Genomic DNA, 20715 nt, shown 5'->3' on the forward strand with positions numbered 1-20715 from the left:
CGCCAAACAACAGGTGGACACCCAGGCGGCGCTGGTGCGCCAGTATCAGGGCACGGTCAAGCTGGACCAGGGCGCGGCGGATTGGGTCACGGCGGGGCTCCAGAAAAACGGCCTTGGAGCGGCGAGGGCCGCTCCGGATCATTCGAAGGCGACCGCCGGCGCGGATGGGGCGAGGGATGGCGCCGCAGCAGGCTGAGGGTCGATGCTTACGGCATTATGCGCTCCGTGTTTGAACCGGGCTTTGCTTGCGCCGGCGATTGTATGTCGAATTGTTGCAAGACTTGACGGAATGTAAGGTGAGGCCGGGCGGCGGCGAAATGCCAGGCCAGTTGCTGCGCGCGCTGGCGGTAGGACGGCGTGGCCAGCATGCGCCGCAGCAGCGGCGGCAGCTGGCCGGTTTCGATGTGGCGGCGGCGCAGCGTGGCGCCAGCGCCGTAGGCTTCGATATGCCGCATCGCCAGCAGCTGATCCATATTGGACGGGATGCCGATCACCGGCCGGCCCTGTTCCAGCGCCTGGTAGCTGGTGGGGCTGCCGCCGTTGCAAATGACCAGGTCCGCGCGGGCGGCGGCGGCCTCGCCGGGCAGGAAGTCGGCGCTGAACAGGCCGGAGCGTTGCGGCAGCCGCTGGCGGCGGCCGGTGCTGGCGATCACTTGCAGTCCTTCGCCCAGGAGCTGCTCAATCAGCGTGGGCAGCAAGGCCAGATTGCCGGAAGAGCCCAGCGACAGGTAAACGGTGGGACGGTCTTGCAATTGCGGCCACCAGTCCGGCAGCGCGCCGCCGGGCGACCAAGTGACCGGGCCCAGATAGCGGTGGTGGGCGGGCAGCGGATCCAGCGGCACCAGTTCCGGGGAATCGTAGTAGAGCACTTGATCGCCGTGGCTCCAGGCCTCGAAGCAGTTGGCGAAGGGCGCCAGGCCGTAATGGGCGCGGGCGCGGTTGAGTGAGCGGGCCAGCAGCCGGGTGGCCAGCGGGGTGATCCAGCGCATCAGCGCGGGCATGACGGGCAGGCGGTGCAGATTGATCTTGGCCAGTTCCGGCACCGGCAGCGGCTGCGGCCGGCGGTAGGGGCTCCAGTAGGCGTTGATCAGATTGATCAAGGGCTTGCCGGAGAGCGCGGCGCTGATGCCCAGCGAGTGGCGGAAGTCGCCGACGATGATGTCCGGGTCCAGGCGTTCGATCAGGCGCAATTCTTCTTCGACGTAGGCGATGATTTCCTCACGCCGGTACAGCGGCTTGCCGTTGTCCACGGCGTCAAGGAAGTCTTCGCAGCGCTTGGTGATCAGCGGGTGGTAATGGATGTCCTGGCGTTGGTAAATATGATCGAAGCGCGGTGCGGCGGCCAGGTGGATGTCGTAGTCCGCTGCGGGCAGCGCGGCGGCCAGGGTGTAGGGGCGGGCGACATGGGCCAGGGTGACGGCCTCGCCGACGAAGAGGATTTTCTGCTTGCGTGGGTTCATGGCGGTTTTCGGGGGATGGGGGGCGATGCCGCCCGGCGGGGCCGGACGGCGCGGGGCGGGCCTTAGAACGTGTTTACGATCTCGCGAGCTAAGGCGAGACAAGGCGAAAACCGCTGAGAAAGCGGAATGTACGCGTGGTACATGAGCATTTCGAATGCCTTTTTCAACGCTGTATCGCCGACGCGCAGCAGATCGTAAACAGGTGCTTAGCCTTTGTGGACCTGGACACGCCACAGCTCGCGTCCGCGCGAGGCGCGGGTCATCGCGCGGCGGCCGTGCAGGCTGTTGTAGTTGTCTATCAGCGCCAGGTCGCCGTCGTGCCAGTCGTGCTCGATCAGGTTTTCCGGCGCATAGGCCCGTTCCAGCAGTTCCTGCACCAGGTTGGGATAGTCGTCGGCGCGCTCTTCCACGTCGACGAAGAACTTCTGCAGTTCGGAGTTGCTGTTTTCCTGGAAGCGCAGCACGGATTCGCCGGTGTCCGGGTGGGCTTCCACCAGCGGGTAGACGCGGGCGTCGCCGCCGAAATAGGTGAACTTGGTGTGGTAGCGGATTTCCAGCCGCTCCCATTCGGCCAGGGTGGCCACCGGCACCTGGCGCAGGATGTTGCGCGCGTCCACCAGGGTGGTCTGGCCTTCGCCGTGCTGCGGCGCGGTCTTGCAATACAGTGCGAACAGGCTGGCGCTGAAGCGCGGATTCTTGCGCACGAACGCATTGTCGGCCGGCAGCATGCTCAAGTCCCAGTGCAGCGGCAGCTCCTCGAAGGAGTGGACGAAGCCGTCGGCGTCTTCCTCCGGCTTGACCTTGTGCACTGCGCCGAACTGCCAGATATACGGGGTGCCGAACTGGGCGCTGAAGTCGATCAGATTGTCCTCGTCGGCCACGGCGAAGCCGCGCAGGGCGACGAAGCCGAACATTTGGGCCAAGCGGGTCAAGGCCGGGCGCGGCAGAGACAGGCAGTTGGCGCCGGGACGGCGGTTTTCTATCAGCAGGCCGAAGCGGCCGGCCCGCATCACCGATAACTCGCAACCTTCCCATTCCGCGCCGGCCTGTTCCAGATAGAGCCAGGGCTGCCCGTCGAAGCTCACCGCCTTGGCGCGGCGCGCGTCCAGCGCCTGGCGCTTGGAGACCAGCTCGCCGTGACCGGCCAGGTTCAGCAGGTAGACGCGGTGCCAGGGCAAGGCCGCCTCGGCCTGGGCCGGAGACAGGCGGATGGGGAATTTGCCGCCGGGCGCGCCGGATTGGTGGATGGTCAGCCGGATGGCGTCCGGGAAGTGCTCGGCCAGCATCGCGTCCAGCGCGATGCCGCGCCAGGCCAGGCGCCGCGCGCGCTGCGGCCAGTCCTCGGCCTCGGCGATGCCGCGCGCCGCATTGTCTTCGCGCAGCAGGCCCAGCCATTGCGGCTGGCGTCCGGCCTGGTTTTCCGGCAGCGGCTGGGAGAAGTCCGCGGCCGCGGCGGGCAGGTAGCGGCGCAGCACGCTTTCCGCGCGATCGCGCAGGCGGTCGAAGCCGGGCTGGACGCTGGCGTAGTCATGCCAGCGCAGCACCGGGCTGGCGTAGAGCGCGCGCAGCCGGCGGTGGTAGTCGTTGGCCGTGTCGCGCGGGATGTCCAGCAGATCGTGGAAACTCAGGCCGTCGCTGAACAGTTCCAGCGCGCAACCGGCCGGGTAGACGCGGCCGACGGCGCGGCACAGCCGGTCCAGCCGTTCCAGCGCCGCGTATTCGGCGTAGTCGGGGCGGTCGGACGCGGTCTTGTCGCGGGTGTTGGGCGATTTCAGCGGAAAGCCCGGCAGCAGCAATTGCAGCGGCTGTTGCCGGCGCACGAAGCCTTCCACCTGGGCGCTCAGCGCCTGGCGGTAGGATTCGCGCTGCGGGTGGTCGGCCTCGCCCTGGAAGGCGTCGAGCAGAATGGAAACAATGGAAGCGACAATAGGTTCGTTTTGCATGGCGATACTCGAAATGAACAATGAAAGGCGGGGCTTCAGGCGGCGGTGGCGATGAAGTGGCTGGGCCGGCCGTCGACAAAGACCAGCGCGGACTGGTTCTCGTCGATGTCGCTGCGTTTTTTTAGCATCACTCCGTGCTCGTGCTTGATCGCGGCGGCGTGCCAGGGCGTCAGCCAGGCGTCGGTGCTGTCCACCAGGCGCACGCCGATTTTGGCGGAGACGCGGAATTGCGGATGAATGGACAGGCGCAGGCTGTCCGGAAACGCGCGCTCCAGCAGCCGGCTCCAGGCATTGCTGCGCTGGATCACCCGGTAGGCGTTGGCGCGCGCCATTTTCTGCAAGCTGGTCTTGCTGTGGCCGGCGAAACGCGGCATGCCTTGCGCGTCTTCGAACAGGAAACGGGTAATGCCCTGGTACATCGCGCGCATCGCCGGTTCGTCCTGGCATTGACGTTTGATCTGTTCGATGGAGTCGCTGTAAAGAATCAGCAACTCTTCGCGCTGGGAATCCAGATCGCCGATATAGCTGAAGTGGTCTTTCAGATCGTAAAAACGGAAGCTGTCGCCATGGCGTTGCCGCGCGTAGCGAATCAAGTCGTCCATATAGGCGGCGACTTCCGCATCCGGGATATACACCACGTCGGAAAAGCAATAGCCGTCCGAGCAAATGGCGACTTGAGCGCCCGGCGGGTAGATGCTCTGAATGTCCCGGCAGAGTTGGTGCAGATTATCCAGTGCGTGGCGTTCGGCCAGATCGGGCATGGCGCCCAGGGTTTTATTGCGGTTGGGCGATTTGCCGGGAAAGGCCGGCAAAATCATTTGCAGCGGCTGACGTCGGCTGACGGCGGCCTGAATCTTGGGCAGGTGAGGGGCCATTTCCGCGGCAAGGTCCTCCGGCGCGGCAAGGTCTTCCGGGTGGACGCGGCGCAGCTTGAAAACCCGTTCCAGTATTTGCCGGGCGAGATCCGAGGCGGAAACTCCAAAAGGGTGAAAAACAGGGTCGACAATGGCGTTCATGGTTTATCTCAAATGGTTGTGGAATCAAAAGCGATTGAATTGCGACTGGCCCGCGTTCATGCGCGGGCGTTTCACTTATCGTTATGTGATAACCAAAATAAAAATGATGGAAAGAACAGGTTTAGCTTCAGTTAGCGCGGCCATTCTATGGCAGATGTCGGGAGCGGGCGAACAAATTAGCCGCTATAGGGTTATGAGCAATCGTTATATTGATATGGCGAAGGGATTGGATGAATAAAGGCGGATGGAAATTTTATTTGTTTTAGGTGGGTTTTTATTCAATGGGGCGGTGTGAAAATTGTAAATGCGATTGTGACGGTTTGTGATGTCTTATTTGTTTTAATTTGGATTAAATTTAAATTTGTCTTTATATGACAAGATCTTATTTGTCATTTTTGCAAATGAGATTCATTCCTATTTGTAAACGACGGGAGACCGTCGGAGACTGTGAGTTTTCCCATGCAACCACGTTGCGGCGCTGCGGTCGCGGCGCCTGTCCTGCGGCGCGCCGGCGCGGGCGGGGCGGGTGAAAACTGTATGATTCACGCGACAGATGCGGCGCGAGATGACGATGAAGCGCGGCGAACACACCCCGGATGCTGCGTTGCGCCGACTTGTCGTACTCAAGATCCGCCGCGTTTCAGAGCGCCGCGCCGCGGATGGGCAAAGCTGCGTCTTCCGCCGCAGGCCCGGCCCGTGCCGGCCGGCGGGGCTTTGGGCCGGCTTTCGGCTGCAATCCAAGCGGGTGCGGTATTCCTTTGCGAACATGACATTTTCGTTTTTTAAGCTTCAAAGCCATGTTTGACTAGTCAACAGTCGTGGTTGCTGTCATTCTTTTGCGTTTCGATTACGACTGCCTGTCGTAGCGACAGCAGGCCGCCGGCTGGCCGCAGCGAGCCGAAAGCAATGTCGCCGAGCAGGCGCACTTGAGACAAAGAGATGGAAAAAAAGCAAGAAAGCCAAGAGCTTAGGCGCACCTTGCAGGCGCGCCACCTGTCGATGATCGCCATCGGCGGCTCCATTGGCACCGGCCTGTTCCTGGCCTCCGGCGCCACCGTGGCGTCGGCCGGCGCCGGCGGGGCCTTGATCGCCTACGCCCTGATCGGCCTGATGGTTTACTTCCTGATGACCAGCCTGGGCGAAATGGCCGCCTTCATGCCGGAATCCGGCTCTTTCCAGGTATACGGTTCGCGCTTCGTCGATCCGGCCTTCGGCTTCGCCCAAGGGTGGAACTACTGGTACAACTGGGCCATCACCGTGGCGGTGGAGCTGGCCGCGGCCGCCATCATCATGCATTACTGGTATCCGGCGGTGCCCGGCATCGTCTGGAGCGCCGGCTTCCTGTTGATCATCTTCGTGCTCAACTATTTCTCGGTGAAGGGCTTCGGCGAGGCCGAGTTCTGGTGCTCGATGCTCAAGGTGGCCACCATCATCGCCTTCATCGTCATCGGCTTTTTGATGATCTTCGGCATCATGACCGACCCCAATCCGCAGCGCATCGCGCCGGGTTTGTCGGTGATGCAGCAGGGGCAGGGGCCGTTTGTCGGCGGCCTGGCCGCCTTTGTCGGCGTGGCCATGATTGTGGGCTTCTCCTTCCAGGGCACCGAGCTGATCGGCGTCGCCGCCGGCGAATCCGCCAATCCGGGCAAGACCATCCCGCGCGCGGTGCGGCAGATCTTCTGGCGCATCCTGATGTTCTACATGCTGTCCATCCTGATCATCGGCCTGATCCTGCCGTACAACGATCCGCTGTTGCTGAAGAACGATATGAAGGACGTCGGCGCCAGCCCGTTCACCCTGGTGTTCAACCGCGCCGGCTTCGCCATGGCCGCCAGCCTGATGAACGCGGTGATCCTGTCCGCCATCCTGTCCGCCGGCAATTCCGGCATGTACGCGTCCACCCGCATGCTGTACACCATGGCGCGCAACAAGATGGCGCCCAAGCGCTTTGCCGAGCTGTCCAGCAACGGCGTGCCGCGCAATGCCTTGTACGCCACCAGCGTGATCGCCGCGCTGTGCTTCCTGACCTCCTTGTTTGAAACCAACGCGGTCTATCTGTGGCTGCTGAATTCTTCCGGCATGACCGGCTTCATCGCCTGGCTGGGCGTGGCCATCAGCCACTACCGTTTCCGCCGCGGCTACGTCAAGCAGGGCCACGATCTGGCGGACTTGCCCTACCAGGCCAAGTGGTTCCCGCTGGGGCCGCTGTTCGCCTTCGCGCTGTGTCTGCTGATCATGCTGGGCCAGAACTACGAGGCCTTCATCGGCGGCCATATCGACTGGAGCGCGGTGATCGCCACCTATCTGGGCATCCCGCTGTTCCTGGCGCTGTGGCTGGGCTACAAGTACAAGCACAAAACCCGGATGGTGGCGCTGGAAGAGATTGATTTCAGCGAGGCGCTGGTCAAGGCTCGCGCCTTGCGCCAAGAGAATAAGGACGGCAAGCTGGCCGCCGCCACGCGCTGATCCTCTGTGAATTCTGCCAGCCTTAGCGCGGCAGTTCGCCAACAGCCCGGCCATGCCGGGCTGTTTTGCGTAAGGGCTTGATTGTTTTGGATTCGGCGCCGGCCCATGCCGGCGCCGCGGACGCGCGCGGCGCGCCGGAACCGGGGCGGGGCGTCGCAGTCCGAGCGAGAGCCGGCTTGCAATACTGATGAATTGTGTAATATGGCGGCTGGCGCGGCGCCGCCCGCCGACGTTCCCGATCTGAATTCGATGGCTTCGGAGTCATTCATGCAGTTGCTGACAATATTCATAACAAAGTTTCTGTTTGTGATGGCCGCCTTGCTGCCGATCATGAACCCTCCGGGCCTGGTGCCCATCTTCATCTCGATGACGGCGCGCAATACGCCGCAGCAGCGCCGCTACCTGGCGCGCCGCATCGCCATGTATTGCGCCTTGCTGCTGCTGGGCAGCATGTTCACCGGCGGCTATGTGCTGTCCTTCTTCGGCGTGTCCTTGCCGGTGGTGCAATTGTCCGGCGGCCTGCTGATCACCTTCGCCGCCTGGCGCATGCTCAACGACGCGCCGCCGGAAAGCAGCCCCACCTCCACCGATCAGCCCATCCAGGCGGAAAACCAGGACGCCTTGAAGCAACGCGCCTTCTATCCGCTGACCTTCCCGCTGACGGTGGGGCCGGGCTCCATCTCGGTGGCCATCACCATGGGCGCCTCCTTGACCGATACCGGCAAGGGCATCGTCAAATACGCGATCTCGCCGCTGGCCGGCAGTTTCGCGGTGCTGGTGTGCAGCTTGCTGGTCTATCTGTGCTACCGCCACGCCGACAAGCTGCTGCGCTATCTGGGCCAGACCGGCTCGGTGGTGTTCCTGCGTTTGTCCGCCTTCATCCTGCTATGCCTGGGCGTGCAGATCATGTGGGACGGCTTCGGCGCCCTGATCACCCAGCTGGCGCAGGATGTGTTGCCGCATAAGTGAGCGGGGCGATTGGACATCTTTTGATGTGAGGCAAATGCCGCATCGGCCAAATTGAGCATACTGCGATTATGACAAATGTCTTAAGAACAGGAGTTTGCCATGGCCACCAGCGCTTTCTTCATCCCCTGCGTCAATCTGATGGGCGCGGGCTGTCTGCAACAAGCCGTTGAAACCATGCGCGGCTACGGTTACCGCAAGGTCTTGATGGTGACCGACGCCGGCTTGGTGAAAACCGGTCTGGCCGGCCGAGTGACCGAGCTGCTGGGCGGCGTCGGCATCGCCACCGTGCTGTTCGACGGCGTGCATCCCAATCCCACCACCGCCAACGTAGGCGCCGGCCTCGCGCTGTTGCGCGAGCACGGCTGCGACGCCGTGGTGTCCTTGGGCGGCGGCTCGCCGCACGACTGCGCCAAGGGCATCGCCCTGGTAGCAGCCAACGGCGGCAAGATCCAGGATTACGAGGGCGTGGACAAGTCCGCCAAGCCGCAACTGCCCTTGGTGGCGATCAACACCACCGCCGGCACTGCTTCGGAAATGACTCGCTTCTGCATCATCACCGACGAGAGCCGTCACATCAAAATGGCCATCGTCGACAAGCACACCACGCCGGTGCTGTCGGTCAACGATCCGGAAACCATGGCCGGCATGCCGGCCGGGCTGACCGCCGCCACCGGCATGGACGCGCTGACCCACGCGGTGGAAGCCTATGTGTCCACCATCGCCACGCCCATTACCGACGCCTGCGCCTTGAAGGCGGTGACGCTGATCGCCGGCCATCTGCGCCGCGCGGTGCGCAACGGCATGGATATGGAGGCGCGCGAGCAGATGGCTTACGCGCAATTCCTGGCCGGCATGGCCTTCAACAACGCGTCGTTGGGCTATGTGCATGCGATGGCGCACCAGCTGGGCGGGTTTTACGATCTGCCGCACGGCGTGTGCAACGCGGTGCTGCTGCCGCATGTGCAGGCTTACAACGCCAAGGCGGCGGGCCAGCGGCTGGCCGATGTCGGCGCGGCGCTGGGCGTGGAAGCCAGCGCCGAGGCGGCGATCGCCGCCATACGCCAATTGGCGGCCGATGTAGGCATTCCGGCGGGATTGACGCAACTGGGGGTCAAGGAAGAGGATATTCCTGAACTGGCCGCCAACGCCTTGAAGGACGCTTGCGGTCTGACCAATCCGATCCAGGCCAGCCACGAGGAAATCTGCGCGATCTTCAAGGCCGCGCTGTAGCGGTAAAGGGCCGCGGCGATTCGCCGCGGCCTTCACGATCTGCTGCGCTGCGGCGATACGACGCTAACAACCCGCTCAAAATGCTTATGTGCCACGAGTACATTCCGCTTTTGCGCTCGTTTTCGCCTTGTCTCGCTCAAGCTCGCAAGATTTTGAACACAGCTTCCCATGGCGGCCCAGCCGCCTTTTTTTGACCATTAAATATCGTAATACGATATTTCTGACGACGCCGCACCGCCTCCGCCGCCAGATGAAATAAGGAGTGACGCAATGGACGCAACCATTCGCCTATTGCCGGTGAGCGAATACCGGCCGGGGCTTGATAACGCTTTTCTGATCGAGGAGACCTGGCCGAAGGGCTTGCCGCGGCAGGCGCTGGACGCCGCCCACTGGCTCAAAAGCGTGGCGCCCGCGCCCGGCTTGCTGAAATGGCTGCGCCAGGACGACCGTCATTGGCCCACCTTCTGCGAGGTGTATTGGGCCGACCTGGCGGCGAACCCGCAGCGCTGGTGGCCCTTGTGGAAGGCCAGCCGCCGCGGCGGCCTGGTGTTGCTGCACGCGGGCGGCGGCGACAAGCAGCCGGCGCAGGCCTTGGCGCAATTCCTGGGCGACAAGCTGGACGAGATAGCGCGCATCGAGGCCGGAGAGCTGGCGTCGCCGGTGTGCTACCGCGCCTTGCTGGATCATTGACCGCATGCCCGAGCCATCCAGCTTCTCCAAACAGGATTTCGAACGTCTGGCGGACTTCCGCTATCGTTTGCGCCGCTTCCAGCGTTTCAGCGAGGAGGCGGCCCAGCGCCACGGCATCACCATGCTGCAATACCTGCTATTGCTGCAGATCAAGGGCTTTCCCGGCCGCGACTGGGCCACGGTGGCCGAACTGGCCGAGCGGCTGCAGTCGCACCACCACAGCGTGGTGGGCCTGATCAGCCGCTGCGAGCAACAGCGGCTGGTGGCGCGCAGCCCGGGGCGGGACGACCGCCGCTGCGTGGAAGTGCGGCTGCTGCCCAAGGGCGAGGCGCTGGCGGAATGTCTGGCGCGAGAGCATCGCGAGGAGTTGCAGGCCCTGCGGCGGCTGGGCGATGTGCTGTCGCTGGATCATCTCTTGCAGCCCGAGGATTGACGCCGGCGCGGTAGCTTTTGCCATGGCGCTCTGGCATGATTTTGACATTGTTTTGGCGAGCGGAGATATCCCGTGAACATACTGTTGGTGGAGGACGATCTGGCATTGGGCGAGGCGCTGGGGCAGGCTTTGCGCCAGGCCGGCTTTCGCACCGTCTGGGTGAGGCGCTTGAAGGAGGCGCGGACCTTTCTGGCCGAGGAGCCGCAGGACGCGCTGCTGCTGGACCTGGGCTTGCCGGACGGCGAGGGCCTGCATTTGCTGCAGGAGCTGCGTGGCAACGGATCGACGCTGCCGGTCATCATCCTGACCGCGCGCGACGCGCTGGAGAGCCGGCTGGCCGGCCTGCACAACGGCGCCGACGATTACCTGGTCAAGCCCTTCGCGATTCCCGAGCTGCTGGCCCGGCTGCAGGCGGTGACCCGGCGCAGCAGCGGCTTCGTGTCGGCCAATTGGCAGATCGGCGATTTGTGCATCAACGCCGAAACCCGAGAGCTGTCGATGGGCGGCGCAGCGGTGGCCTTGTCGCCGTCCGAGTTCGCGCTGGTGTTCGAACTGGTGCGCAAGGCCGGCAAGGTGGTCAGCCGCGAACACCTGGTCGAGCATCTGTGCTGCGAGTCCGACAACGCGCTGGAAGTGCATGTCCATAATCTGCGGCGCAAGCTGGGTTCGGACTGGATCCGCACCATACGCGGCGTCGGCTATCTGCTGCCCAAGCCGGCATGATCATCCCCTCGCTGGCGCGGCGCTCGCTCTACCGGCGGCTGCTATGGACCAGTCTGAGCACCCTATTGGCGGTGTGGCTGGTCCTGTTCGCCTGGTTTTATTGGGAAGTGACCCGGGTCGGTTCCGGCTATCTGGACGGCGATTTGCGCGGGCTGGCGCGCACCCTGGCCACCGTCTACAGCGCCGACATCAAGGAAAGCGAGCGGGCCCGCGTCGTCGATCAGTTGATCGGCCAGTTCGGCCACGGCTATAGCGAAAGGCCGCCGGTCAAGGACGAGCTGGCCTACCGCATCGTCGACAAGCGCCAGCGCCTGCTGGCGGTGTCCAGCGCCTGGCCGGAGCTGGAGCAGCCGCCCAGCGGCGGCGCGCCGGCCAACCAGGGGCGCTGGCGCATGCTGACGGCGAGCGGCGACGAGGTCCGGGTGCAGTTGGCGATCGCGCGCAGCTTCGTGCAGCGGGTGCAGGCCGAAATCCTGATCTTCTTCCTGCTGCCGCTGATCGCCGCGGTGCCCATCATCATGCTGCTGCTGCGCGTCGGTTACGGCCGCGCCCTGCAGCCCTTGGCGACGCTGGCCACCACCATCACCTCGCGCGATGTGCAATCGACGGCGCCGCTGGCCTGCGCCGACCCCGAATATCAGGAATTGCGGCCGGTGTTCAATTCCGTCAACGAGCTGTTGTCGCGGCTGGCGACCTTTCGCGAGGGCGAGCAGCGCTTCTTCGCCGACGCGGCGCACGAGCTGCGCACGCCGCTGGCGGCGATAGGCGCGCAAGTGCATCTGCTGGCGCGCGCGGAGTCCGAACAGGAGAGGGCGGCGCTGGCAGCCTTGCTGGACGCCAGCATAGGCCGCAGCGGCGAACTGGTGGGCAAACTGTTGACGCTGTCGCGGCTGGACGCGGAATCGGCGCGGGTACTGCCGGTATCCTTCGATCTGGCGGCCTTGGCGCGCGCGGCGCTGGCGCGCCAGGTGCCGCGCGCGATGGAGCGCAACATCACGCTGGCCTACGACGGCGCGCAGACGGCGGCCTGCTGCGGCGACGCCAGCGCGATGGATAGCCTATTGGACAATCTGCTGGACAACGCCATCCGTTACTGCCCGGACGGCGCTTGCATCAATGTGGAAGTCAGCGAGGGGTTTTCCAATGTGAGGCTGGCGGTGCTGGACGACGGGCCGGGCATCGAGCCGCAGTGGCGGGATCAGGTGCTGAAGCGTTTCGTGCGCCTGCCCGACAATACCGTGACCGGCAGCGGCCTGGGGCTGGCCATCGTCAAGCGGGTGGTGGAGCTGCACGGCGGCAGCCTGCTGTTGACCGACGGCCTGCACGGCAACGGCCTGGGCGTGGAAATCCGCCTGCCGCGCTGCGACGCGCGGCCGGCTTGAGGCCGCCGCGCTCCCGCATCGCTTCATCGCTTCTCAGGGCGCGCTCTTGTCCGCGCCCTCCCAGCCGCCGCCCAGCGCGGCGATCAGATTGGCCGCCGCCAGCAATTGCTGGCGGCGCGCGCCTTGCACGCCCTGTTCCGCTTGCAGCTCCGCCAGTTGCGCGCGCCATTCCGCCTGGCCGTCGCTGAGCCCCACGCCGCGCGCGTCGCGCTCGGCGCGCAAGCGGCGGCTGGCGTCCACGTATTGGCGCTGCCTGGCCTCCTGATCGGTTCTGGCGAAATGGGCGGAGGCGGCGGCGTCTTCCACCTCGTACACCGCGCGGGTGACGGCGCCGCGCCAGGCCGCGTATTGCTCGGCGGCGGCGGAGCGCGCGCGCTGTGCCTCGGCCTTGCGCTTGCCGGCGTCGAACAGCGGAATGTCCAGCTGCGGCAGCAGCGACCAGTTCAGCACCTTGCTGCCGCGCAGACCGGACCAGCTGCCGGCGCTGATGCCCAGCCCGCCGTTCAGGGTCAGCGACGGCCAGCGGGCGGCCTCGGCTTCGTCGATGCGCGCGCGCGCGGCGTCGTAGCGGGCCTGGGCCGCGCTCAGATCCGGCCTGCGCTGCAGCAGCCGGGCCGGCACGTCGCCGCCCACTTCCGGCAGCCTGAGTTCGCGCAGCGGACGCGCCGGCGGCAGCCCGCAGGCGTCCGGCATCTTGGCGGCCAGCTGGCACAGGCTGCGCTCCACCCGCTTCAGCGCGTCGCCTTGTTGAGCGACCAGACGGGCGGCTTCGCTGGCCTCGCTGTCCGGTTCCAGCAGTTGCCGGCCGCTGGCCAGGCCGACGCGGCGTTTGGCGGCGACGCCGGCCAGCAGCCGCTGGCGCAGCCGCGCGGCCTCCTGGACCAGTTCGATGTCGGCGGCCAGCTCCGCCCGGGTCAGCCACAGTTCGGCGGTTTGCCGCGCCAGGCTCAGGCCCAGCGCGTCGAGGTCGCCGCCGCTGGCCTTGAGGTCGGCGCGGCCGGCGCGCGTCGCGGCGCTGACCCGGCCGCGCAAGTCCACTTCATAGCCCAGCGCCAGCCGCGTGCTGTAGCGGGTGCTGGGATTGGCGGTGTCTTCGCTCACTTCGCCCAAATCGAATTTGGACAGTTTGCGCCGCTCCACCGATTGTTCGAAGTCCAGCTTGGGATAGCGGTCGGCGTTGAGCACGCCCAGTTCGGCGCGCGCGGCGTCCAGCCGCGCCAGGCTGGCGGCGAGATCGGTGTTGCCCTCGCGCACCGCGGCTATCCAGCGGCTGAGGCCGGGATCGCCGAAACCGTCCCAGGCCTGGGCGTCCGGGCCGGCGCCGGGCAGGGTCCGGCCGTAGCGTTCCGGCAGCGCCGGCGTCGGGCGCGAAGGCTCCAGCCCGGCGCAGCCGCCAAGCGCCAGGAGCAGCAGCAGAGCGATGGGGCGCATCATGGCTTGCCCGCCTTGTCTTGTCGGGCGATGCGCACCAGCACTCGCTGGCCGATGCGGATTTCCGGCGCGTCCACCAGCGCCAGCACGCATTCGATCACGCGCACGTCCTGTTTCTCATTGGGGTCGTCGTTGTCCGGGCGGTTGCCGAACACCTGGCCCAACCGCAGCACCTTGGCCTTGTAGACCTTGGTTTCGTCCGCTTCCAGCGTCACCTCGGCCGCCTGTCCCGCCGTCACCAAGCCCACATAGCGTTCCTCCAGGTCGGCGCGAACGATGCGCGGCCCGTTGGGGGCGAACATGAACAGCGGCGTCACGTTCAGCGTGGAGGTGCCGTCGCCGGGGCGGGCCTGGCGGCGGATGATGCGGCCGGCCAGCGGCGCGCGGACCACGTGTTGATCCACCTCCAGCTTGCTGGCCGCCACTTGCGCGTCGGCGGTGGCCACCGCCGCCTGCTGGCGGGCCAGTTCGGACGCGCTGAGCTTGACCTGATCGCGGGCGTTGTCTTTTTCCTGCTTGGACACCACCTCGTCGCCGCTCAGCGCGGACACCCGTTGCAGCTCGCGCTGGGCGATGGCGTGCTTGACCTGCAGCAGCGTCAGCGCCTGCCGCGCCTCGTCGCGCTCCTGCTCGCGCACCTTCATCGCCAGATTGGCCTCGCGGTCGTCGATGCGGGCCAGCACCGCGCCGGGTTTGACCTCGGCGCCTTCTTCCACCGACACCTCGCGAATGATGCCGGCGCGCGGCGCGGCGATATTGATCACCCCGCCTTCTATGCTGACGCGGCCCTTGGCGATGGCGGCCCACGGCGATTGCTGGACCGGCGCGGGAGGCGGCGGTTCGGAGCAGCCGGCCAGCAACAGGCTCAAGGCCAGCAGCGGGCCCAGGCGCGGCGGGGTCTTGGGAATAGGGCTGCTCATGCTACCTCCATCGGCGTGTTATGGACGCGCAGGTCTTTGACCACCTGGCCGTCTTCCAGGGTGATGACGCGGTCGGCGTGTTTGATCAGGCGGTTGTCGTGCGACACGCCCAGCACCGTGGTGCCTTGTTCCTGGGCGATCTGGTGCAAGAGGTCGATCACCACTTGGCCGTTATGGCTGTCCAGCGCGCTGGTGGGCTCGTCGGCGAACATCAGCTTGGGCCGCTTGACCAGCGCGCGGGCGATGGCGACGCGCTGCTTTTCGCCGCCGGACAATTCCATGGGCCGCAGCTTGGCGCGCGGGCCCAGGCCCACCAGTTCCAGCGCCTCCTGGGCGCGCTTCTCGGCTTCCGGCTTGCTGATCTTGGGGCCGTAGTTCAGCGGCAGCAGCACGTTTTCCAGCGCGGTCAGCGAGGCGAACAGATTGAAGCCCTGGAACACGAAACCGCAATGCTCCAGGCGGAAGCGGCTCAACTCCTCGATGGAGCGCCGGGTCAGCTCCAGCCCCAGCGCGGTGACGCGGCCGGAACTGGGCGGCAGCAGGCCGGAGAGCACGGACAGCAAGGTGCTCTTGCCGGAGCCGGACGGACCGATGATCAGGGTCAGTTCGCCGGGCAGGATGGACAGCGAGATATTGGTGAGCACGGTTTGCTCGGTCTTGCCGTTGCTGAACGAGCGGTTCAGGTTTTCGCCGACGATGGCGGGAGAGGCGGACATGAGAGTCTCCTTATCGCAATAGGGTGGAGGGTTCGGCCTGGTTCAGCGCGCGCAGCGCGGACAGACCGGACAGCAGAGCGATGCCCAGCACCAGGGTGCCGGTGGCCAGGCAGCCCCACACCGGCACTTCCAGCGCGATGTGGGCGTGGCGCGCGGCCATCACCAGCAGCGCGCCGACCACGGCGGTGATCACCAGGCCGGCGAGGCCGACCCAGAAGGACTGCTCCAGAATCACGGCGCGCAAGGAGGAGGAGGACACGCCCAAGGCGCGCAAGGTGGCGTATTCGCGCAGTGCGGCGACGATGGCCGCCATCAGCGTCTGGCTGGTGATGACGATGCCGACCAGCAGGCCCAGCGCGGAGGAGAACAGGAAGCCGGAGCCGGCGCCGGACTCGAACAGCCAATACACCTGCGACTGGATGGAAAACTCCTCGGCGGTCCACACCTGGAAGGGCTTGAAGCTGCCGGCCGGCTGCAGCTGGTCGCGCACCAGTTCGGCGCGGCTGGGGTCGCGCAGCCGGGCCAGGAAGTAGTCGGTGGCGTCGTTGCGCAGATTGGGGTCGATGCGGCGCGCGGTGTTCAGCGAGGTCAGGATGTTGGCCCCGCCCATTGCGCGCATGCCGTTGACGGTGCCGCCGATGCGTACCCGCTTGCCGCTGAGTTCGGCGTAGTCGCCGATCTTGACGCCCAGCTTTTCCAGATCGCTCTCATCCACCAGCACGGTGCTGGGCACCGTCAGCTCCTGGCGCAGCGCCGGGGTCAGCAAGGTGGCGAAGGTCATCGCCTGCGGGCGCGGGTCGATGCCGATCAGCACCGCGCTGAGCTTGCCGCCGCCGGGACGCTGCCAGTCCGCCATGGTCCAGGTGAAGCGTTCCACCGAGGTGACCTCGGGATGCGCCCAAAGGTTGTTCTCGGTCTTGCCGGGAATCGGCCGGGCCAGATCCACGCTCTGAGTGGCCGGGTAGCCCACCCAAAGATCGGCGCTGGAGCGGTCTATGTAAACGCCTACCGAGCTGAACATGCCCAAGAGCAGGCTGAGCTGCACTTGCACCAGCAGGCCGGCGAAAGCCACCGCCAGCACCGCCGGCAGGAAGCGGCGCCACTCGTAGATCAGCGAGGCGCGAGCGAGGGAGACCATGGTCAGGCCTCCGCGCTGCAGCCGGGCCGGCAGGGGGGATGGTTGGGCTGGGGCATGACTGTCTCCGGGGTGAAATGAGGGCAGTATGCCTATTCCTGCTTAGGGTTTTCTGAGCGCGGCCAAGCGTGAATAAGGCGGAGTCGGCGTACGGGATTTCCCTAGTATTAATACCACTGGTATTAGTCTGGATATTGAATTTGAATGCCAATTCAATAAGCCGCTGTTCTTATTGCCTGCTCAGACTCTCCTCAGTTTTCTTTTTCAAGCTTGGTTTTTTTATTTTTCAGTAATGGATTTACTAAAAAATAATGACTTTGGCATTGGTGTGTCAATAAAGATACATCATCAAAATCAATGACTTGTTTTGTTCTGTATATATTTTTCTCCAGATCTGTGGAGGTAAATCAGTCAACTGCAAGAAAGCCCTAAGGAAACACTAAGATTTCAACGTCATAATTTTCCAAAACCGGATTTGACAGTTTCGGTTGTAAAGATTTTGTCAAGTTGAGATCGCGGTTTTGGATGTGGTTTGCGTAATAGGCAGCAGGCGCGTGCGGCGGTTCGCCGGACGCGAATTCGATCCAGGCTTTGCGTGCGGGACCGGATTTAAAGAAAGGCAGTCGACCCTGGCCGTGCGGCCGGCGATTGCGCTTCCCGGTTGGTGCGCGGCGGCAAGCGAATGATGCGAAACAGCAGGTTCACCGCGGGAGGAGCAATGAGCAAGACCGTATCGAGCAGGATAGGACCGGGCACGGTGGATATCGCGATTGTGGGCATGGCCAGCCACTTTCCCGATGCGGCCACCTTGTACGATTTCTGGACCAATATCGTCGACAAGAAGGATTCCCTGACCGACATCGACCAGAAGAACGGCGATGAATACTGGCGCAAGGAAGACTATTACAGCGCGGACCCGAGCGCCGCCGACAAGACTTACGGCCATCGCGCCGGTTTCGTGCCGGCCATCGATTTCGATCCGGTGGAATTCAAACTGCCGCCGCTGATGCTGGAGTCCATCAGCACCGCGCAGATCTTCGCGCTGCACGTGGCCAAACAGGCGATGCTGGACGCCAGGCTGGTGGGCGAGGACGCCTTGCCGGTGGATAAAGACCGCGTGGGCGTGATTCTGGGCGGCGCCGGCAACGGCAACACTTCCTTCTCGCTGGCCTTCCGTCAGCAGGAGCCGTATCTGCGCAAGGTGCTGAACCACGCCGGCCTGCCCGGCGCGGTGGCCGACGAGGTCATCGACCGCGTCAACCATCTCTATCTGGAATGGAACGAGGACAGCTTCCCCGGCTTCCTCGGCAATGTCGCCTGCGGCCGCATCGCCAGCTACTTCGATCTGGGCGGCACCTCTTATATGGTGGACGCCGCTTGCGCCAGCAGCCTGGCCGCGATCAAGGCGGCGGTGGGCGAGCTGGTGGACGGCAGCTGCGACGTGGTGCTGACCGGCGGCGTCAACCTGGAAAACTCGATCTTCTCCTTCCTGTGCTTCAGCAAGACGCCGGCCCTGTCCAAGAGCAATCTGTCGCGGCCCTTCGACGAATCCTCGGACGGCATGATGCTGGGCGACGGCGTGGGCTTCCTGGTGCTCAAGCGCCTGGAAGACGCCGAGCGCGACGGCGATCGCGTTTACGCGGTGATCAAATCCCTGCAGGCCTCCAGCGACGGCCGCGCCAAGAGCATTTTCGCGCCGCGTCACGAAGGCCAGGTCAAGGCGATGCAACGCGCTTACGCGCGCGCCGGCATTTCTCCGGCCGAGATCCAGCTGGTGGAGGCGCACGGCACCGGCACCCAGTCCGGCGACGAGACCGAGATCAAGAGCTTGCGCGCGGTGTTCGAGGCCGGCGGCGCTCAGCCCGGCTCGGTGGCCATCGGCAGCGTCAAATCGCAGATCGGCCATACCCGTTGCGCCGCCGGCGCGGCGGCGATGATGAAGGCCGCGCTCGGCCTCTATCACAAGGTGTTGCCGCCCACCATCAACGTCAGCCAGCCCAGCCGCGAACTGGCGGACAGCGCCAGCCCCTTCTACGTCAACATCGACAGCCGGCCCTGGCTGAGCCCGGTGGACGGCGCGCCGCGCCGCGCCGCCTTGAGCGCCTACGGCTTCGGCGGCACCAACTACCACGCCATCATGGAAGAGCATCAGGCGCGGCCGCAGGGCGATTTCCGCCTGAACCTGCGCCCGGAAGTGGTGCTGCTGCACGCGGACGGCCCGGAGCAGCTGCTGGCGCTGGCCGAGCACAAGCTGGATGCCTTCCGCGCCGAAGACGCCGGTTATCAGTTCCGTCTGCACCAAGGCGCGGCGGCGCGCGCGCCGGCCGCTTCCGCGCGCCTGGCCTTCGTCGCGGGCTCCGCCGAACAGGCGGCCGGCCTGCTGGACGAGGCGATCAAGCTGCTGCGGGCGCGACCGGATCAGGACTGGGAACACCCGCTGGGCATTTACTACAAGCGCGAGGCGGCGCCGCTGGCCGGCCGCGTGGTGGCCTTGTTCCCCGGACAGGGCGCGCAGTACGTGAACATGGGCCGCGACATCGCCAACGATTACCCGGCGATGCGCGAAACCCTGGAAGGCCTGGACGCCGCGGCGCACGCCGACGGGCTGCCGCTGCCTTCGGCGGCGATTTTCCCGCCGCCGGCCTTCGACGCGGAGACGGCGGACCGTCAGATGGCGGAGCTGACCCAGACCCGCACCGCGCAGCCGGCGATAGGCGCGATCAGCGCCGGCTACTACAAGCTGCTGCGCGGTCTGGGCCTGCGGCCGGACTTCCTGGCCGGCCACAGCTACGGCGAGGTGACCGCGCTATGGGCCGCCGGCGTCTTGAGCGACGAGAACTTCTACCGCGCCTCGCTGGCGCGCGGCGCGGCGGTGGCCAGCCCGGTGCCGGGCGGCGAGCCGGGCGCGATGCTGGCGGCCTCGCTGCCGGAGAGCGAAGCCAGCGCGGTGCTGGAGCGCTTCCCGGAGCTGGTGGTGGCCAATTACAACTCGCAGCAGCAACTGGTGTTCGGCGGCGCCGGCGACATCATCCGCCAGGCCCATGAGTTCCTGAACGAGCGCAAGGTGCGCAGCCAGGTGCTGGCGGTGTCGGCGGCCTTCCACACCGACTTCGTGCGCCACGCTTGCGCGCCGTTCGAGGCCAGCCTGGCCGGCATTCCGTTCCAGGCGCCGCAAGCCGCGGTGTACTCCACCGCCAGCGGCGAGCGCCACGCCGACGACCCGGCCAAGATCAAGCAGTCCTTGATCGGCCAACTGGTCAGCCCGGTGCGCTTCCAGCAAACCATTGAACGCATTCATCAGCAGGGCGGCTATCTCTTCGTCGAGATCGGCCCCAAGGGCATTCTGGGCAAGCTGGTGGCGGACATCCTCAAGGACAAGCCGCACGCGGTGGTGTCGCTGAACCCCAGCGCCAACGGCGAGGAAGCCCTGCAATTCAAGCGCGCGCTGGCGCGGCTGGCGGTGGAGGGCGTGGAGCTGAGCTCCACCGATCCGCAGGCGGCGCTGCCGCTGGCGACGGCGCCCAAGAAAAAAGCGCTGACTTACACAATGAGCGGCGGCTTCTTCTACTCGGAGAAAGCCAAGCAGCGCCGCGCGCACGCCATGCGCAAGGATACGCGCGTCATCGACGCCTTCATCGACGAGCGGCTCGCCGCCAGCTCGCCGCCGCGGGCGCCGGAGACGGAGCGGGATAGTACGGTAGTGGTGGAAACTTTGGTCGACAACAGGGACGACATGGTGTGGCTGGAGCCGGTCCATGTCATAAGCGGAGAGGGAATCATGCAACGCAGTAGCTCGGACAACGAAGTATTGAGCGTATTGGACGCGCAAATCCAGGCGCAGAACATGCTCAGCCAGGTGCACCAGCAGTTCCAGCTGAATCAGAAGGACTACATTCAGCTGCTGGATTCGCTGATGAACAAGCAATACACCTTGCTGGAGAAATTCCAGGGCAGCCAGCAACTGACGGAAGTGGTGGCCAGCCTGGGCCAGAGCCTGCAGCTGCTGGACAAGAATCAGGAGCTCTACCACGTCAACCACGAACATTATTTCGACAACCAGCAAGCTTTGCTGGGCGCCGACATCGCCGCCCGCGGCGGCCAGGTGGCCGCTCGCCTGCAACAGCGCGCGCCGCTGGAAGTGAGCTTGCCGACGCCGCGCGCCGCGGTGGAATTGCCGGCGGCCGCGCCCCTGGCTCAGCCC

Annotated in this window: 16 protein-coding genes and 1 pseudogene; 10 read left to right on the forward strand and 7 right to left on the reverse strand. The window is 65.3% G+C overall.

Translation table 11 applies throughout. From position 1 onward, the window contains the following. Positions 1-196: pseudogene (locus NK214_RS23000) on the forward strand (hypothetical protein); the annotation flags it as partial. A 10-nt stretch (positions 197-206) separates the two neighbouring features. Here the strand turns inward: NK214_RS23000 and NK214_RS23005 are convergent. From NK214_RS23005 to NK214_RS23015, 3 genes are all read right to left on the reverse strand, one after another. Continuing rightward, on the reverse strand, positions 207-1460 hold the full coding sequence (locus NK214_RS23005; protein WP_253315621.1) for a nucleotide disphospho-sugar-binding domain-containing protein: 1254 nt from the start codon (positions 1458-1460) through the stop codon (positions 207-209). Between the two features lie 206 nt (positions 1461-1666). Further along, positions 1667-3403: an L-tyrosine/L-tryptophan isonitrile synthase family protein gene (locus tag NK214_RS23010; RefSeq protein ID WP_253315622.1), complete on the reverse strand. Its 1737-nt coding sequence runs from the start codon at positions 3401-3403 to the stop codon at positions 1667-1669. Between the two features lie 35 nt (positions 3404-3438). Then, positions 3439-4419, reverse strand: coding sequence for an isocyanide synthase family protein (locus NK214_RS23015; protein ID WP_107799372.1), 981 nt, complete (start codon positions 4417-4419; stop codon positions 3439-3441). On the opposite strand from NK214_RS23015, the gene NK214_RS23020 reads away from it, so the two are divergent. The 8 genes from NK214_RS23020 (at position 4418) to NK214_RS23055 (ending at position 12312) form a co-directional block, all read left to right on the forward strand. Next, the gene (locus NK214_RS23020; protein ID WP_146176642.1) at positions 4418-4657 is read left to right on the forward strand and encodes a hypothetical protein; all 240 of its coding nucleotides are present in this window, start codon (positions 4418-4420) and stop codon (positions 4655-4657) included. The two genes, NK214_RS23015 and NK214_RS23020, sit on opposite strands and share 2 nt — an antisense overlap. Before the next feature lie 701 nt (positions 4658-5358). After that, positions 5359-6885, forward strand: a complete 1527-nt coding sequence (locus NK214_RS23025) for an amino acid permease (RefSeq protein WP_107799371.1) — start codon at positions 5359-5361, stop codon at positions 6883-6885. A gap of 267 nt (positions 6886-7152) precedes the next feature. Beyond that, the gene (locus NK214_RS23030; RefSeq protein WP_107801780.1) at positions 7153-7854 is read left to right on the forward strand and encodes a MarC family protein; all 702 of its coding nucleotides are present in this window, start codon (positions 7153-7155) and stop codon (positions 7852-7854) included. Between the two features lie 99 nt (positions 7855-7953). Further along, on the forward strand, positions 7954-9084 hold the full coding sequence (yiaY, locus tag NK214_RS23035; RefSeq protein ID WP_107799370.1) for an L-threonine dehydrogenase: 1131 nt from the start codon (positions 7954-7956) through the stop codon (positions 9082-9084). A gap of 270 nt (positions 9085-9354) precedes the next feature. Continuing rightward, positions 9355-9774, forward strand: a complete 420-nt coding sequence (locus tag NK214_RS23040) for a DUF488 domain-containing protein (protein ID WP_107799369.1) — start codon at positions 9355-9357, stop codon at positions 9772-9774. Positions 9775-9778: 4 nt separating this feature from the next. Further along, positions 9779-10207 carry a MarR family transcriptional regulator gene (locus NK214_RS23045; RefSeq protein WP_107799368.1) on the forward strand — a complete coding sequence of 143 codons (429 nt, stop codon included), beginning with the start codon at positions 9779-9781 and terminating at the stop codon, positions 10205-10207. Positions 10208-10279: 72 nt separating this feature from the next. Next, positions 10280-10930, forward strand: a complete 651-nt coding sequence (locus NK214_RS23050; RefSeq protein WP_107799367.1) for a response regulator — start codon at positions 10280-10282, stop codon at positions 10928-10930. Continuing rightward, positions 10927-12312 (forward strand): ATP-binding protein, encoded by a 1386-nt coding sequence (locus NK214_RS23055; protein ID WP_227108034.1) that lies wholly within the window; start codon positions 10927-10929, stop codon positions 12310-12312. Before NK214_RS23050 ends, NK214_RS23055 begins: the two co-directional genes overlap by 4 nt. 33 nt (positions 12313-12345) lie before the next feature. Here NK214_RS23055 and NK214_RS23060 read toward each other — a convergent pair whose 3' ends face one another. The 4 genes from NK214_RS23060 to NK214_RS23075 are packed head-to-tail and all read right to left on the reverse strand — an operon-like array spanning position 12346 to position 16517. Beyond that, positions 12346-13746 (reverse strand): efflux transporter outer membrane subunit, encoded by a 1401-nt coding sequence (locus NK214_RS23060; RefSeq protein ID WP_253315624.1) that lies wholly within the window; start codon positions 13744-13746, stop codon positions 12346-12348. Then, positions 13743-14663 (reverse strand): HlyD family secretion protein, encoded by a 921-nt coding sequence (locus tag NK214_RS23065; protein ID WP_253315625.1) that lies wholly within the window; start codon positions 14661-14663, stop codon positions 13743-13745. Before NK214_RS23065 ends, NK214_RS23060 begins: the two co-directional genes overlap by 4 nt. Continuing rightward, positions 14660-15379, reverse strand: a complete 720-nt coding sequence (locus tag NK214_RS23070; RefSeq protein ID WP_107799363.1) for an ABC transporter ATP-binding protein — start codon at positions 15377-15379, stop codon at positions 14660-14662. Before NK214_RS23070 ends, NK214_RS23065 begins: the two co-directional genes overlap by 4 nt. Positions 15380-15389: 10 nt before the next feature. Next, on the reverse strand, positions 15390-16517 hold the full coding sequence (locus NK214_RS23075) for an ABC transporter permease (RefSeq protein ID WP_107799362.1): 1128 nt from the start codon (positions 16515-16517) through the stop codon (positions 15390-15392). 715 nt (positions 16518-17232) lie between these two features. Between NK214_RS23075 and NK214_RS23080 the strand changes: the two genes are divergently transcribed. Next, a partial coding sequence (locus tag NK214_RS23080; protein WP_253315626.1) for a type I polyketide synthase occupies positions 17233-20715 on the forward strand: 3483 nt, incomplete at its 3' end.

Source organism: Chromobacterium sp. S0633 (assembly GCF_024158805.1).
GTDB lineage: Bacteria > Pseudomonadota > Gammaproteobacteria > Burkholderiales > Chromobacteriaceae > Chromobacterium.

Coding starts and splice junctions, on each gene's coding strand:
- NK214_RS23005 (WP_253315621.1), bottom strand. CDS start 1,460: ATGAACCCACGCAAGCAGAAAATCCTCTTCGTCGGCGAGGCCGTCACC.
- NK214_RS23010 (WP_253315622.1), bottom strand. CDS start 3,403: ATGCAAAACGAACCTATTGTCGCTTCCATTGTTTCCATTCTGCTCGAC.
- NK214_RS23020 (WP_146176642.1), top strand. CDS start 4,418: ATGGTTTATCTCAAATGGTTGTGGAATCAAAAGCGATTGAATTGCGAC.
- NK214_RS23015 (WP_107799372.1), bottom strand. CDS start 4,419: ATGAACGCCATTGTCGACCCTGTTTTTCACCCTTTTGGAGTTTCCGCC.
- NK214_RS23025 (WP_107799371.1), top strand. CDS start 5,359: ATGGAAAAAAAGCAAGAAAGCCAAGAGCTTAGGCGCACCTTGCAGGCG.
- NK214_RS23030 (WP_107801780.1), top strand. CDS start 7,153: ATGCAGTTGCTGACAATATTCATAACAAAGTTTCTGTTTGTGATGGCC.
- yiaY (WP_107799370.1), top strand. CDS start 7,954: ATGGCCACCAGCGCTTTCTTCATCCCCTGCGTCAATCTGATGGGCGCG.
- NK214_RS23040 (WP_107799369.1), top strand. CDS start 9,355: ATGGACGCAACCATTCGCCTATTGCCGGTGAGCGAATACCGGCCGGGG.
- NK214_RS23045 (WP_107799368.1), top strand. CDS start 9,779: ATGCCCGAGCCATCCAGCTTCTCCAAACAGGATTTCGAACGTCTGGCG.
- NK214_RS23055 (WP_227108034.1), top strand. CDS start 10,927: ATGATCATCCCCTCGCTGGCGCGGCGCTCGCTCTACCGGCGGCTGCTA.
- NK214_RS23060 (WP_253315624.1), bottom strand. CDS start 13,746: ATGATGCGCCCCATCGCTCTGCTGCTGCTCCTGGCGCTTGGCGGCTGC.
- NK214_RS23065 (WP_253315625.1), bottom strand. CDS start 14,663: ATGAGCAGCCCTATTCCCAAGACCCCGCCGCGCCTGGGCCCGCTGCTG.
- NK214_RS23070 (WP_107799363.1), bottom strand. CDS start 15,379: ATGTCCGCCTCTCCCGCCATCGTCGGCGAAAACCTGAACCGCTCGTTC.
- NK214_RS23075 (WP_107799362.1), bottom strand. CDS start 16,517: ATGGTCTCCCTCGCTCGCGCCTCGCTGATCTACGAGTGGCGCCGCTTC.